The following is a 15,385-nucleotide window of genomic DNA, read 5'->3' on the forward strand; positions in this document are numbered from 1 at the left end:
GTTTTCTACAGAAAAATGGACGTCATGATTACGCGTGTAAGTGCTTTGCTTGTGGTTCTTTGTGCATTCTGGCCAGTCTGGTCACAGGCGCAGGAGTTCTTGCCATCCGATCAGGCGTTTCAGTTTCAGGCGCGTTCTATTAGCGATGATCAGGCGGAACTGCGCTGGACCATCGCCGAAGATTATTATTTATATCATGATCAGCTACAGGTGCGTAGCGATGCTGGTGCGCTAAAATTACAGCTGCCGGTGCCGGAAGATAAGAACGATCCGACCTTTGGCCAGACCAAGGTGCATTATCATCAGGTCAAGACCACGATTACGGTCGCGCCAAACCAGCAATTTAAAATTCAGTGGCAGGGCTGTGCCGAAAGCGGTTTATGTTATCCGGTGCAACGCGCCACCATTCAGACCGATGCGCAAGGCTTGTTGCCCCAGTCAGATGCGCCTTCAAGCGAACGGCGTTTATTAAGTGCCGCCAAACCGGTCGCGCTGGATGCACCGGCTAAAATTGAAGCGGCACCAAGTAAACCTGAAAAAACAGTACTGACAACTACATCTGCTGCCGCCGAAGAAGCAGTCATTGAAAATGAGTCGATTGCCGCAGTAGAGAATACAGAGCCGACAAAACTCACTGATGCTGTCGCGGCTTCAGAAATTTCAGTCGTAGCGTCTAATCCGGTGCCGGCCAGTGAAATCGCAGGCGAGACACAAACGGCAGCCGCTGCGTCATTGCAATCTGAATGGAACAATGACCAGTATTTTTTCAATTTACTCTCGGAACATCATTTATTTTTTAATCTGCTGATTTTTTTAGGTTTTGGTATTTTACTGGCCTTTTTACCTTGTTCTTTGCCACTGATTCCAATTTTGTCTGGCATTCTGGTACAACGTCATCGCGGTTATCGTGCTGCGTTGATTGCGCTGGCTTTTGTACTGGGTATGGCCGCAGTGTATGCGGTGATGGGACTGGTGGTTGCACAACTGGGCTATAGTTTCCAGCGCTGGTTCCAAAGCCCGATCTTTATTGGCATCTTTGCAGTGCTGTTTATTTTATTTGCCTTGAACCTGTTTGGGGTGTATCAGCTGTCCTTACCACAGGGTTTATTACGACGACTGGACCGATGGCAGCAAAAACAGCAGGGCGGTACGCTGGTCGGTGCTGCGTTAATGGGGATGATTTCCGCGCTGATTGTAGGTCCGTGTATGAGCGCGCCTTTGGCCGGTGCTTTGCTGTTCGTATCGCAGTTGGATCAGCCGGTACTCGGCGCGACCTATCTGTTTGTACTGGGTCTGGGCCTCGGGATTCCTTTATTTATTGCCGCTGTATTTGGCGCCAAATATTTACCGAAACCGGGTTTGTGGATGGACCGGTTGAAATTCAGTTTCGGCTTTTTAATGCTGGCGCTGGCGGTTTATTTCGCCCGCCCATTGCTGCCGACTGTGGCCTATTTCCTGTTGATGGGTATTATTTTTCTGGCGCTGGCAATTTACTGCTTCGATTTAATCCGCAGACATCTGCAAGGGAAAATTTCGCGTGTTGGCGTTATTGTGCTGGCGCTGGCCATGACCGCTATTGGTATTTGGCATATTCAACATGGCCTTCAGCAGATGGGTGCGGTCCATACCCAGCAAACACTCAGCTGGCAAAAGGTGCATACCCAGCAGGAACTGGCACAGCTGCTACAGCAGAACAGTGGACGCAGTATCGTGATTGATGTCTATGCCGACTGGTGTGTGGCCTGTCAGCCGGTAGAAAATGAAGTCCTGCCACGTACCGATGTACAGGCAGCCTTGCAGGATGTGGTGCGGATTAAACTGGATTTAACCGAGTATCATCCATCTCAAGATGCATTACTGCGTGACTGGCAGATTCTTGGTCCACCGACCATGATTTTCCTGGACAGTCAGCAGCAGGAACAGCGTACTTTACGTTTAACTGGTACCTTTAGCGCGACCCAACTTATTCAGCGCTTACAGCAACTTCAGCAGGCAAAAACACCATGATGGTTTCTGCAACGGCGCTGCATATAGGCCCACTGATGTTGCCGTGGCAGATTGTGCTGCTGCTCACCGGATTAGTGCTGGTGTATGGGGCAGGGCGATATTTCGGACACAAACAGCAATGGCCTGAACCTAGCTGGTGCATCTTTAGTGACAGCTTGTGGACATCATTGTGGGTGGGATTAATTGCCGCACGACTGGTTTTTGTGCTGATGCATGCCGATCTTTATCTGGCGACACCACTGGATATAATCAAGATTCAGGACAAAGGCTTTCATTTTTATGGTGGATTGATTGCCGGCATTGGGTGGTTTTTATGGAAAAACCGGGCATTGGCCAATCTGCCTAAAGCGATATTGATCGCGCTATTTGTTGCGATCCAGCTTTGTCTGAATTGGGGTATTCAAACGGTCTTGCCACAGCAGAATCAGTATCCTGATCTGCAATTTCAAAATTTACAGCAGCAACAGGTGCCACTACAGCACTGGGTCAGCAAACCGACCGTCATTAACCTGTGGGCCAGCTGGTGTCCGCCGTGTCACCGGGAAATGCCGGTTTTACATCAGGCCCAGCAGGATTATCCGGACATTCATTTTGTAATGCTGAATCAGGGCGAAACGACTGACACCGTACAGGATTATTTGCGTCAGCATGGTTTTAATTTCCAGCATGTCCTGTTTGATCCTCAAGGTGACATGGCCACCCAGATGAATATGTATGGCTTGCCAAGCACCTTGTTCTTTAATGCACAAGGACAGCTCGTGCATCGGCATATGGGCGAACTGACCCAGCCGATGCTGCGTCGCTATATCAACGATCTTTCTGCTCCATCTTCAAAATAACAGGAAACTCTTATAAAAATGATCTATCCCGCTGTGTTGTTCCTGCTGCTGTTAAATACGACAGCATTTGCCCAGACTGATCTGAAAAAACAGATTGAGCAGGAAGGCTTTAAATTTATCAAGCAGATTGAAGCGCCAGAGCAAATGACCGGATGGGCCGGGCATATGCAGCAAAGTCCGGCGACCGTGTTTATTTCCAATGACCAGAAATATTACATTATAGGCGATTTGCACAATGCCAAGGGTGAGAACCTGACCATCAAAGCGCTTGAAACCCATGTTAAAGACGCCGTGCTGGATGATGTCTGGAAAAGTCTGGAGAACTCCACCTGGATTCAGGATGGACAAAAAGATGCGCCGCGGATTGTATATGTATTTTCAGACCCGAATTGTCCGTATTGCCATACCTTCTGGCAAAAGGCACGTCCGTGGGTGAAGGCGGGAAAGGTACAGCTTAGACATATTCAGGTGGCAGTCATTCGTGATGAAAGTCGCGGGCAAGTGGCGACCATGCTGATGGCTAAAAATCCGCAGCAGGTATTTACCAGTTACAATACCAATAAAGGGCAAAACAAGTTAAAAATTACCAAGAATATCCCTGCTGATATTGCTGCAAAAATAGATGCCAATCAGGAACTGATGGCTAAATATGGTTTCTTTGCCACGCCGTCAATGGTGTGGAAAAACCAGCAAGGCGAGTTTAAGTCCGCCCAAGGGATGACGGAGGATTTAAGAGAGATTTTTGAGAAGTAAAAGGTTCATGAACAATGGCAGATGTTGTTTAGGTTATCACCTGTGGCTTAAAAATTCTCCCCTTGTGGAATGCTGTTCCTCACCTCTTTAATAAAGAGGGGTTAGGGGAGATTAGATATAAAAAAGACCGTCGCTAAGAGCGGTTTTTGATCATAACTTGCTAATAATGACAATTGCCGCTATTATGTACTTAATACAGCCGCCACGCTTAGTTCTTCTTTTGAAGTCCGCGCAACCTTGGCGGTTTTTTATGCCTCGATTTTAGTGAATTATGTTAAAACCTTATAAATAAAAAGCCTTTATCATATGCTGAGCAAGTGCATCATCTACAGTCTAAAGGATTGAGTATTCATAATGTTGCTTGGGCTGAAGGAATATTGGCAAAATATGGTTATTATCGCTTAAGTGCATATTGGTATCCTTACCGAATAAGGTCAGGAAATAATGTCTTAGATCGATTCAAGCCGGGCACTTCGTTTGAAAAAATTGTGCAATTATATGAATTTGATACTGAATTACGATTACAAATATTCGGTGCTATCGAAATTATAGAAACGTTTTTACGAACGAAATTAACGTATTATCTCGGTCATCAATATGGTGCATTTGGTATATACAACGCACAAAATTTTTATCCCAAATTTAACCATAGAAAATTTTTAGAAACATGCAACAAAGAAGTTGAACGCTCTAAAGATACGTTCATCCAGCATTTTCAACAAAATTATGATGGTTTTCCTCAAATCCCAATTTGGATGCTGACAGAAGTTTTAAGTTTTGGTTCATTGTCATTTTTATATAGTGGTTTAATAAATAATAAGGCTAACAATAAAGAAGATAAGAAAGCAATCGCACAGCATTTTTCTTTGCATCATGAAAAATTAGCTGAATGGTTGCATATATTGACCTATGTAAGAAATATTTGTGCCCATCATGGACGGTTATGGAATAAAGAATTAGCTATTAAATCTAAAGCCGACAAAGATCCAAATTGGCAATCACCGATTACACCGACGAATAAACGTATCTTCTATGTACTCTTAATCTTAAAAACCTTGCTAAGACCGACAGGATTTGATTCAGAGTGGTGCTATCAATTGAATAAACTCTTAAAACCTATTGTGAAAGATGAAAATTGGCGTGTTGCGATGGGTTTTCCTGATAATTGGGAAGAACATCCTATTTGGAGCTTATGAAATATGGTAAAAAAAATACCAGAATTTTTAGAAGGTCGTAGCCCTGATCGTCAAAATCGCATTTTGGAAAATACAAAAATAATCTTAAAAGATTGTGTTATGGATGAGGTTTATTTATTACAACTAGCAGAAAAAGCGAAAAGTGAAGAAACTATCAGGATAACTTTAGATGACTTAAGAGTTCGAGTTCACAAAAACCGCACTTAAAAGTTTGATAAGCTGAAACCGCGTATCGCTTAGTCTATCAAGTCATTGACGCCAAAATTGTGGTGCTTGTCTTAGACGTTGACCGCCGTGACACCATTTATAAAAAGATGTAAAAAAGACCGCTATATTGCGGTCTTTTTAGTATTTAGACTTTTATAATTTCACCAACTCCACCCGACGGTTTTTCGCCTTACCATCTTCAGTCGCATTATCTGCAACAGGCTGAGTATCCCCAAAACCTTTGGCTGTCAGACGATTTGTATCAATGCCTGCTTTGGTTAGAGCAGTCACCACAGCTTGCGCACGTTGCTCAGACAATTTTAAATTATGCGCCGCATCGCCTGTATTATCAGTATGTCCGTAAATGCCAAGTTTTAAATCATCGTTATCTTTCAGTAAAGCAATAATCTGATCTATTTGTTCTTGTGAGTCTGGCAAAATATCGGCTTGATCTGTGGCAAAGTTAATTTGCACACTCACTTTACTGTCCTGATCCAGACTTTGTTTCAGTGCACTCGACGTCAGTGCTTTGGCAGTGATATTTAAGGGCTGACTTTCCGCTACCATTAAACCCATATAGTGACCAGATTGCGCCAAATGGAACCAAATATTTTTATCCGCTTGTCGAATCACATACGTTTGCGCAGGGTAATTATAAATATCAGCCAAACCTGAACCATGTTGCACCCGAATGGCATCAGGCAGACTGTTGGCAAGCTCTTTGGGGATTTGACTATTGGCAACTTCTACACCGCCAAGCTGTTTAATTACCGCATCAAGATTACGCTGTATTTCTAAATAACTGCCTTCTTTATAATCTGATTCAGCGCTAATACCCGAACTAAACAGTTTTCCTTCAACCCAGTGAAAGTCATGTCCTGTCCAAAACGGCACACGTTCAAACTTTCGATTTTCATCATTCTGATAGCGATAACCCTGTGGTAACTCAATATAAGGAAACTCGCCAAGCACTGCGGTCGAAATGGGGATGTTATTCAGATCAAAATCTGAGCTGGCTTTGGCAGTTTCATTTGAATCTGATGTGATTTCAGAAGTACTGACTTCAGTTTCAGACTGATCAGAAGTGGGTTTGGCACAGCCATACATAAGTGTCAGTACACAACCTAAACTTAGGCCTAAGATTGTTTTTTGAAAAGTCATTGGATATTTCCTTATTTTACTGATCTTAATATTCTGCTTGTATTTTAAGCAGTATAGCTGGGCCGGCTTAAATTTTCATTTCTTATAGAAGCTGAAAGTCGCAAAGTCGTTTCTCAAGGAAATTGGGCTACAGAAGAACACTGCATCTATTCGTTTAATAGGAAGGTAAATCACTGATCATTTACAAGCTAAACCCCTTGATTTTTCCTCATCTTCAACTGAGCCAAATTCATGTTGATGCTTTTATAGACATTTTTATATAAGCGCCGTTTGACCTAAACAGACCAGATCCAAATATTTAGGCGAGCCAATTTTTTATTCCATCAAGAAGCTCATTTTCTTCAACAAAATGTGAAGATGTTTAGCTACAATAAAAATTATAAATAATTGTTTTTATTAAAATTAAAAAAATATATTTTGATTCTAAATCTAGCTTTTTGGCCTTTTTCCAGCAAGAAAAATTGGACTCGATTGATGACTCATAGGGCAGTCTATTTTTCTATATTTTCGCCTTAAATAACGCTATTCAAATCAAAACATGAATTTAATTCACTATTAACTTAGATTAAATCATTTTTATTCATCTTAGGGTTCACGTATAACTAAAACCAGAAAGACATTCAGATTTTTATTTTTAGATATTTAAAGCGGTGGAACAGATGAGTCAACAGTTTGCATGTTCAATTAAACGTATTCGTTTTGATGAAAACTATCAACCAGCGGACAGTACCCGTTTAACAACCAACTTTGCCAATCTGGCGCGTGGCGAAAGCCGTGAACAGAACCTGCGTAACACGCTGCGCATGATCAATAACCGTTTTAATGCCTTGGCACATTGGGATAATCCGAAGGGTGACCGTTATTCACTGGAAATTGATATTGTGTCTGCAGATCTTGATGTCGAAGGCAATGGTAACGCCTTTCCAGCCATTGAAATGCTGAAATCGACGATTGTTGATCATCGTACCAATCAGCGTATTGAAGGCATGATCGGAAACAGTTTTTCATCGTATGTACGTGATTATGACTTTAGCGTGCTTTTATTGTCCCAAGGCCATAAAGCCGGGGAAATGCCTGACAACTTTGGTGATCTGCACGGCAAGCTGTATCAGTACGTGGTGAATTCCGAGGCGTTCCAGTCACAGTTTAATAAACAGCCGGTGATCTGCCTGAGCGTATCGACCACCAAAACCTATTATCGTACCGCCAATATTCATCCGGTGTTAGGGGTTGAATATCAGCAAAATGAATACTCAAGAACAGATCATTATTTCGCAAAAATGGGTTTAACTGTTCGCTATTTTAAACCGGAAAATAGTGCTGCACCTTTGGCGTTCTATTTTAGCGGTGATTTATTGGCGGATTATACCGATCTTGAATTAATCAGCGCGATTAGCACCATGGAAAGCTTCCAGAAGATTTATCGTCCTGAAATTTATAATGCCAACTCGACTGCAGGTCAGGTCTATCAACCTAGTCTTGAGTACCCGGATTATTCCTTAACGCAAATTGTCTATGACCGTGTCGAGCGTAGCCAGCTGGCCGTAAAACAGGGCAAATGGACAGAAGAACACTTTATTAAACCGTATCAGCACATTCTGGAACAGTGGGCTGCCAGCTACGCCGTAGCAACCAACGCTGCTTAATTCAACGTATAGAGATAGAAGATTAAAGATGAGCATTTTACTCCCAACCTCAACCGCAGGCAGCTTACCGAAACCATCCTGGCTGGCAGAACCGGAAAAACTCTGGTCGCCATGGAAACTTGAAGGCGATGCACTGCGTGAAGCCAAACAGGATGCCTTGAGCCTGTCACTGCATGAACAGTTACTGGCCGGAATTGATATTGTCAGCGATGGTGAGCAGACCCGTCAGCATTTTGTCACCACCTTTATTGAACATCTCGAAGGTGTGGATTTTGAAAAACGGGAAACGGTGCGTATTCGTAACCGTTATGATGCCAGCGTACCTTCGGTGATCGGTGAGGTGGCCCGGAAACAGCCGGTGTTTGTGGAAGATGCCAAGTTTTTACGCAGCCAGACCACTCAGCCAATTAAATGGGCTTTGCCGGGTCCAATGACCATGATTGATACCCTGTACGATGGTCATTACAAAAGCCGTGAAAAACTGGCCTGGGAATTTGCCAAAATCCTGAATCAGGAGGCAAGGGAACTCGAAGCCGCTGGGGTCGATATTATCCAGTTTGATGAACCTGCTTTTAACGTGTTCTTTGATGAAGTCAATGACTGGGGTGTGGCCACGCTGGAACGCGCACTGGAAGGTCTGAAATGCGAAACCGCCGTGCATATCTGCTATGGCTATGGCATTAAAGCCAATACTGACTGGAAAAAAACCTTAGGCTCTAAATGGCGTCAATATGAAGCCGTGTTCCCGAAACTGCAACAATCCAAAATTGATATTGTTTCGCTGGAATGTCAGAACTCACGCGTACCGATGGACCTGATTGAGCTGATCCGCGGCAAAAAAGTTATGGTTGGCGCTATTGATGTGGCCACCAACCAGATTGAAACCGCAGAAGAAGTGGCCAATACCTTGCGTAAAGCTTTGCAGTTTGTTGATGCCGACAAGCTTTATCCATCGACCAACTGTGGTATGACGCCGTTATCGCGTCAGGTGGCGCAAGGTAAACTTCGTGCTTTAAGCGCTGGCGCCGATATTGTGCGTCAAGAATTGAGTGCTTAACGCGCAGGCACATCATGTGGCAGAGCTGATGGGAATGGATGGAAAACATCTGGCCCATCCGCTTAACAACCATTTCAAGCATAACCCAAGAACATGAAGGAATCCGGTGATGATTGAAGCAGCAGACTTTAGAAATGCCATGTCTTTGCTCAGCAGCGCGGTCAATGTGGTGACCACGGCAGGGGCGTCTGGTGTGCATGGATTTACCGCATCTGCCGTGTGTAGTGTAACCGATACACCACCGACCTTATTGGTTTGCATGAATCAGGCTTCACGCTCACACGCCCATTTTATTGAAAATAAAATCTTGAGCGTGAATGTGCTAGGCGCGCAGCATCAACAAATCTCCAATGTCTTTGCCTCCAAAATGAAGTCTGAAGAGCGCTTTCAATATGGAACCTGGACTGAGCTGGAAACCGGCGCGCCGGTGTTAACAGATGCCTTGACCAGCTTTGATTGCGAGATTGAGCAGATTCAGCAGGTGGGTACGCATAGCATTTTTATGTGCCGTGTGCTGGCCATTCAGCACAGTCAGCAAGAACATGGTCTGGTGTATTTTAATCGTGCCTATCATCAGGTTGGTGAGCTGGAACTTGCTTAAGGCGCCTTGTCTTTAATTTCAAATTATTCAGTCAGTATTTCGTGGAAATTATCATTTTTTTAATTATCGGGGCATGCGCAGGTTTTGCCGCTGGGCTGTTTGGGGTCGGTGGCGGAACAATCATTGTACCACTGTTATATATCGTGTTTATGCAGATAGGTTATAGTCCGGATGTGATTATGCATTTGGCTTTAGGTACATCGCTAGCAACTATTGTGATCACCTCTATCAGTTCATTGATGGTGCACCATAAGAACGAGGCAGTGCTGTGGCCAGTCTTTAGACATCTAGCTCCGCCTATGGCCATTGGATGTTTTTTCGGTGCAGGGATTGCCGGTTTAATTTCGGGCTTACATTTGCAGATTGTGGTAGGAATCTTTCTGATCTGGGTGGCGTATACCATGTTTACAGGTAGCAAAAAGCCGGCAGAGCAGGGGCGAACCTTGCCCTCAACCGGTCAACAAATCGCTGCAGGTTCGGGAATTGGTTTTGCTTCAGCCATCTTTGGGATTGGCGGTGGCAGCTTGACCGTACCGTATCTCAACCGTTATGGCGTGGTCATGCAACAGGCAGTAGGCACATCTGCAGCCTGTGGTTTCCCCATTGCAGTTGCCGGTGCTTTGGGATTTATGATTTTTGGGATGCAGGCGCAGGTGAATGTGCCCAATACTATTGGCTTTGTTCATATTTATGCTTTTCTTGGTATTAGCATTATGAGTTTCTTTACTGCCAAACTTGGGGCGAAAACAGCACATGCATTATCGCCACAAATCCTGAAAAAATGTTTCGCCGTGTTATTGGTGATTGTGGGCTGTTTCTTTCTGGTTAAGGGTTTGGGTTAAGCTGAAGGCAATTGGAAGATAACGAATACGCTCATAATAGTGGTTTGATTATAGAGCGTATGCTTCTTAGCAGATTCATGATCTAAATAATTATCTTTAGAAGGAGCTTCCTGTTCAATTTGGATTACTTGATTTACTTAGAAGAAGTCGGTTACCTCAATTAAAAATAGATCAATAAATATTAATTTTTTTCATTTCAAAGCAGTGTTCATTGTCTGTTTTATGAAATTTTTCCTGTGAAGTTTCAAGCCAGGAAAGTACTCAATAAAATTTTTAAATAATAATTCTACATCATTAATAATAATGATTATCATTTGCCGCAAAATTAACAATTGCAATCTAGGGAATGAAAATGCGGCGATCTCAATTTAATCTTTGTCTTCTCACAATCGCTATTTCTATGCATCTTTATGCAAAAGAGAGTAGCCCAGCAGCTGCACCAGAAAAACCGGATATCACTCAACTTTCAACAATGGTGATGACCGCCACACGTACACCTAAAACAATCGCCGAGATCGCAGGGACAGTACAAACCATTCATGGCGAAGCAATTGTTCAACAAGCTGGCGCAGGTCGAAAAGTCGCGGATATTTTAGCGCAGCTTGTACCATCTTTAGCACCTAGTAGTGGAACTACAAGTAATTATGGTCAGACCATGCGTGGACGTAATGTACTGGTCATGATTGATGGAGTTTCACAGACAGGTTCACGGGATATTGCACGTCAACTGAATAGTATTAGTCCAAATATGATTGACCATATTGAGGTGGTTTCCGGCGCATCCAGTATTTATGGTTCAGGTGCAACTGGCGGTATTATTAATATTATTACCAAACGCACAGATAAATCTGAACCCGTAAGTTTTCAAACCAAGCTGGGCATCACATCAGCCGATAATTTCCGCCGTGACGGTTTAACTTACCAAGTGGGTCAAACTGCCTCATTTAGTAATGATCAAGTGGATGGATTTTTAGGCCTAGATTATACCCGCCGAGGTTCTCAATTTGATGGTCGAGGAGAGCGTATTTCATTAAGTCCTTGGCAGGGTAGCACAATGGATACCGATACCCTTGACATCAATGGCCGTTTAAACTTTGACTTAACAGATACGCAAACTTTCAGTGTAGGGGCGCAATATTATAAAGATAAACAGGATACAGAATATGGACCAGACTATTCCTACTTACAAACTGGTACTGAGCCTTCCCATAAAGCAATAAAAGGATGGAGCCTCGATAATCAGCCCTTTACAGAGCGCTATGCCGTTAATACCCAATATCAAAATCAAGATGTCCTTGGACAGACTTTGAATGTGGAGGCATATTATCGTAATGAAAAAGTACGCTTTGTACCTTACGGCTATTCGAAAGATGGGAGTAAGGGGCTTTGTTGCATAAATATGTAAGCATCTGATTTAAATAAATTTAATTTTGGATCAAAAAATAATCAAAACCTTTAAAATCATATAGTTATGAAATCTTTGTGCAACAAAGCCGGAGTAAGGTAAAGCAAAGCCAATCCAATATTGACTATGCCGGTATTCGTTCTACCATTCAATCTAATATACAGGTCGCAGATCGAGATTTAAAACTGACTTATGGCCTCGACTATGACTGGGAAAAAGACCATCAATGGGCAGATTACTATACACCTAGTCATAATGGTCTGGTTTATACCGCTACAGGGGAAAAACAGGGTTCCGGTCCTGATACAGAAATTCAGAATATTGGCACATTTGTCCAAGGAGATTATGCCTTAACAGATCGTCTAAATATTCAGGCCGGTGTGCGTTATCAATATGTTCAGGCAGACACTGACAGTTATTTAACCGCACGTAAACCGATTACTTTAATGGCGGCTGACTCCACCCATTCGGACAAATTTCTATTCAATTTGGGTGCAGTCTATGAGTTAACAGACGCGCAGCAAGTTTATGCTAACTTCTCACAGGGTTATAGTTATCCAGATGTACAACGGGTGCTGCGTGATGTGGCTGCTTATACCTTAACGACTTCTGGTATTGCACCGATTACAGTAAACAGCTATGAATTAGGCTGGCGTTTAAATCAGGACACGGGCTTAAATCTTGGCTTAACCGGTTTTTATAATACCTCGGATCAGGTGGTACAGTTTAATGCTGACCGTTCTGTAAACGTAGTAGATGCTGATCAAAGAGTATATGGTGCAGAAGCGACTGTCAGCTATCCATTTATGCAAAACTATAAGGTCGGAGGTACTCTAGGTTATACACGTGGGCAGTATAAAGATGTTGCCGACAATTGGCATGAATTAAATGCTTTTGCCATTTCTCCAACCAAAGGAACTTTATTCGCTGAATGGAATAACGACGCTGGCTATAGTGTCCGTGCACAAATACAGGCCATTAAAGGTACCAATAAAGCCTATAAGGATGACCAGCAATTAAAGACAGCCGGTTTGACTGACAGCAATAGTGCTGCAGATATTAAAGGCTACAGTACTATGGATGTATTGGCCCATTTTCCAATGGCAAAAGGGCGCGTAGATTTTGGTATTTATAATCTTTGGGATAGCCAATACAAAACTGTATTTGCTCAACAGGCTGCGGTAACAAATGCCAATTCTTTATTAGCAATTCCTGCCGAAGGCCGAACTTTTGCCTTAAGTTATACTATCAACTATTAATTTTAATGATGGTAGTTCTTGAACAAGTACTTAAGAATCGGATTATGAGTTCGCAACTCTATATACCTTTAGCAAATATCTCCAGTGAAGTTGTGCCAGCATACAGTTTGTATAGGGCACAATCCCCGACATTCTATTTAACTTATGTTCACCAAAAGTCTAGTTCATAAATAAAACACAAGATATATCTATAAAATTTAATAATTTATAAAACATTTTAATTTTCATTGAAAAATAGGTTCATGAACCTATTGGAAAATTTCAATTTTTGCAAAATAACGAGTAGAAGTGCTTCCTCAAAATTCACATAGTTCGATTAGACTTTGTAGAAAGCCAGCGAATGGGTATCAGCACTAAATCGTGATATTTCTTCGATTGATCAGGGCTAGATGTGAGGATAATAAATAGTTGTTCTATAAATTTTAGGGATGGACTTAATCATTTTGATAATTGTAGTACTAATAAGCTCTTATAAATTGTCTTGATTTCATTCTCACTAACCATATGAGCAATATAAGAACAAGTATTTAAGTAACCCGAATCCTGCTTAAGCCGATGATTCCTTAATTTGAATTGTTGGCTTATTTCGATGGGTTAATTGATATGCACATAGTGAGGCGTAAATTCCACTCAGAAATCCATGAAGACTACGTGCTTTACTCGTCACTAAATTGTATTGCCCCTTCAATAAGCTGAATAATGTTTCTATTTTATTGCGTTGTCTTAGGTGATATTCATCTGATGCACAGAGTTGAATAGCCTGCATATTCTTCCGATGATAAGTGGCTTTGTTGTATAAACATTCTTCAAGATACTGATTTTTAAGGATTTGTTTAAATTTTAATCCAAAAATAAATTAAACAAAATCATAGTCTTAGATATTTATGCAACAAAGCCCCATTAGAGCTAAACTCCATTTACTAATGTCATATTTAAATCTAATGGTATGAAAGTACTATCAAATATACTGTTTAAATTACAGCGATTTCATTCTTGCTTCCATTATTTCGAATTTGAAGTCTTGGAACCATTGAATTATTTAAGTAATCATAAATAACCATTTCAGGATGATGCAGATCAAATGCTTGTCCAAACCATATACAAGCAGCATTGGATGCACATGGTAAGACATGAATTTTGGTAATTCCTTTATCTGTTAGACTATGAAATAACGCATGAATATCTTGCATGAAACTTAGTCCTCGTTCAGGATTTCTTATTGCTCCATTCCCCATATATTCTGGTTTAGCAGTAATATTAATTACCGGATGTCCTAATTCAACAGCCTTATTTTTAGAGGTTTCTGGATCAGCAGTGAGATTCAATCTAATAGTAATTTCAGTACAATCTTCTATTTCACTGAAATTATTAATTTCATACGCTTTGGTTGTACATATAAGATCAGGCCACATCCAACAACTTCCATCCCTATACATAAGCATAGGTATAAATTTCCCTTTATTTCCTAATTTACTTCCTAATGCTATTAGGCATGGCATAGGGCCGAAGCCAAAAATAGCTACTCTCTTATCATCAAATTTAGTTTCCCTAAGTAATTGTTCTGTTTGAACTTCAAATTCTTCTAAAAAATACTTTTTATAGAACTCATCAGCTGAAGCTCTTAAATGAGCTGGTAATGGTTCATGAATTAGTGTCTTATCTTTATGCAAAATAGATTTTAATGGGAGAAGGCAGCTTGCAATATCACGTCGTGAAAGAGACTGAGGAATATTGCGATTCACGGGCCAGAAAAATAAATACACTGGCATAGGAGTAAAGCTTAAAGAATCTAATAAATCTTCGCATTGTGCTATGAAATTACTTCTCATTTGCGAGAGTCTTGAAGCTGTATATTCTGCGCCAGCAACTTTATCAATTAACCTATGATGTTTTTCACATAATAATAAAATATTCGTTGGATCATCTGATAGTTGATATGAGAAGAAGGGGATACCGCGAGTAGAATTTTCTGATGCTGCAACATTATGAGCTAAAACGCCATATGTACCTTCAAATCCAGTTATTTCATCTATGTTTAATTTTGCACCACATCCTTTAAACATACATCGGCCATGACTTGAGAGATAAATCTGGTTTTTATCTTTTTCAGATAAATCGTTACCCCTACCTGTAAGATGCTCAAAATCAAAAATTCTTTTTATGAAATATTCTAATTGGTTTACAGGGTTTGGTTTTTGTTTAGGAATCTTTCTAGGAACAAAATCTACATCTTTAACTTCGCTCTCTTGAGGGCACTGTTGCAAATAACCACGAATGGTAAGCTGAAGGGCACTGTTGCAAATAACCACGAATGGTAAGCTGAAGACTGTTTTAGCTAAAGGTGCAGCATATGAATCCTTTCCATGGTCGGCATTTTCAGGGCGAAATCATTCTTTGGGCTGTGCGCTGGTA

The 15,385-nt window shown here is 41.5% G+C and carries 11 protein-coding genes and 2 pseudogenes; 10 read left to right on the forward strand and 3 right to left on the reverse strand.

Features of this window, described 5'->3' with window-relative positions:
* Window positions 1-24 precede the first annotated feature (24 nt).
* From dsbD to FTT68_RS12105, 5 genes are all read left to right on the forward strand, one after another.
* Window positions 25-2,007 carry a protein-disulfide reductase DsbD gene (gene dsbD / locus FTT68_RS12085; protein WP_180175392.1) on the forward strand — a complete coding sequence of 661 codons (1,983 nt, stop codon included), beginning with the start codon at window positions 25-27 and terminating at the stop codon, window positions 2,005-2,007.
* Complete coding sequence (locus FTT68_RS12090; RefSeq protein ID WP_180175393.1) at window positions 2,004-2,846, forward strand: TlpA disulfide reductase family protein; 843 nt, start codon at window positions 2,004-2,006, stop codon at window positions 2,844-2,846. The genes dsbD and FTT68_RS12090 overlap by 4 nt, the downstream gene beginning before the upstream one ends.
* A gap of 12 nt (window positions 2,847-2,858) precedes the next feature.
* A complete protein-coding gene (gene dsbG, locus FTT68_RS12095; RefSeq protein ID WP_373685561.1) occupies window positions 2,859-3,599 on the forward strand; it encodes a thiol:disulfide interchange protein DsbG in 741 nt (246 codons plus the stop codon).
* Window positions 3,600-3,940: 341 nt separating this feature from the next.
* Window positions 3,941-4,795, forward strand: coding sequence for an Abi family protein (locus tag FTT68_RS12100; protein ID WP_218952656.1), 855 nt, complete (start codon window positions 3,941-3,943; stop codon window positions 4,793-4,795).
* Window positions 4,796-4,798: 3 nt separating this feature from the next.
* Complete coding sequence (locus FTT68_RS12105; RefSeq protein ID WP_016658146.1) at window positions 4,799-5,002, forward strand: hypothetical protein; 204 nt, start codon at window positions 4,799-4,801, stop codon at window positions 5,000-5,002.
* A gap of 153 nt (window positions 5,003-5,155) precedes the next feature.
* Here the strand turns inward: FTT68_RS12105 and FTT68_RS12110 are convergent, their stop codons facing one another.
* Window positions 5,156-6,163: an OmpA family protein gene (locus FTT68_RS12110; protein ID WP_180175396.1), complete on the reverse strand. Its 1,008-nt coding sequence runs from the start codon at window positions 6,161-6,163 to the stop codon at window positions 5,156-5,158.
* Between the two features lie 659 nt (window positions 6,164-6,822).
* On the opposite strand from FTT68_RS12110, the gene FTT68_RS12115 reads away from it, so the two are divergent.
* The 5 genes and pseudogenes from FTT68_RS12115 (at window position 6,823) to FTT68_RS14155 (ending at window position 12,973) form a co-directional block, all read left to right on the forward strand.
* A complete protein-coding gene (locus tag FTT68_RS12115; RefSeq protein ID WP_016658148.1) occupies window positions 6,823-7,809 on the forward strand; it encodes a DUF1852 domain-containing protein in 987 nt (328 codons plus the stop codon).
* 28 nt (window positions 7,810-7,837) lie between these two features.
* Window positions 7,838-8,866, forward strand: coding sequence for a methionine synthase (locus FTT68_RS12120; protein ID WP_180175397.1), 1,029 nt, complete (start codon window positions 7,838-7,840; stop codon window positions 8,864-8,866).
* Between the two features lie 109 nt (window positions 8,867-8,975).
* Window positions 8,976-9,467: a flavin reductase gene (locus FTT68_RS12125; protein WP_005177877.1), complete on the forward strand. Its 492-nt coding sequence runs from the start codon at window positions 8,976-8,978 to the stop codon at window positions 9,465-9,467.
* Between the two features lie 41 nt (window positions 9,468-9,508).
* On the forward strand, window positions 9,509-10,309 hold the full coding sequence (locus FTT68_RS12130; protein ID WP_180175398.1) for a sulfite exporter TauE/SafE family protein: 801 nt from the start codon (window positions 9,509-9,511) through the stop codon (window positions 10,307-10,309).
* 346 nt (window positions 10,310-10,655) lie between these two features.
* A pseudogene (locus FTT68_RS14155) lies at window positions 10,656-12,973 on the forward strand (TonB-dependent receptor).
* 547 nt (window positions 12,974-13,520) lie between these two features.
* On the opposite strand, the pseudogene FTT68_RS12145 reads toward FTT68_RS14155, so the two are convergent.
* Together FTT68_RS12145 and FTT68_RS12150 are read right to left on the reverse strand one after the other, a co-directional pair.
* Window positions 13,521-13,757: pseudogene (locus FTT68_RS12145) on the reverse strand (IS982 family transposase); the annotation flags it as partial.
* Window positions 13,758-13,944: 187 nt separating this feature from the next.
* The gene (locus FTT68_RS12150) at window positions 13,945-15,282 is read right to left on the reverse strand and encodes an SAVED domain-containing protein (RefSeq protein ID WP_253586876.1); all 1,338 of its coding nucleotides are present in this window, start codon (window positions 15,280-15,282) and stop codon (window positions 13,945-13,947) included.
* Window positions 15,283-15,385: the final 103 nt, after the last annotated feature.

Source organism: Acinetobacter sp. Q85-2, assembly GCF_013420555.1.
GTDB lineage: Bacteria > Pseudomonadota > Gammaproteobacteria > Pseudomonadales > Moraxellaceae > Acinetobacter > Acinetobacter indicus.

Bases quoted from the DNA above. Each gene is read 5' to 3' on its own strand.
- FTT68_RS12120 (WP_180175397.1), top strand. From the start codon at position 7,838: ATGAGCATTTTACTCCCAACCTCAACCGCAGGCAGCTTACCGAAACCA.
- FTT68_RS12090 (WP_180175393.1), top strand. From the start codon at position 2,004: ATGATGGTTTCTGCAACGGCGCTGCATATAGGCCCACTGATGTTGCCG.
- FTT68_RS12115 (WP_016658148.1), top strand. From the start codon at position 6,823: ATGAGTCAACAGTTTGCATGTTCAATTAAACGTATTCGTTTTGATGAA.
- dsbD (WP_180175392.1), top strand. From the start codon at position 25: ATGATTACGCGTGTAAGTGCTTTGCTTGTGGTTCTTTGTGCATTCTGG.
- FTT68_RS12105 (WP_016658146.1), top strand. From the start codon at position 4,799: ATGGTAAAAAAAATACCAGAATTTTTAGAAGGTCGTAGCCCTGATCGT.
- FTT68_RS12125 (WP_005177877.1), top strand. From the start codon at position 8,976: ATGATTGAAGCAGCAGACTTTAGAAATGCCATGTCTTTGCTCAGCAGC.
- FTT68_RS12110 (WP_180175396.1), bottom strand. From the start codon at position 6,163: ATGACTTTTCAAAAAACAATCTTAGGCCTAAGTTTAGGTTGTGTACTG.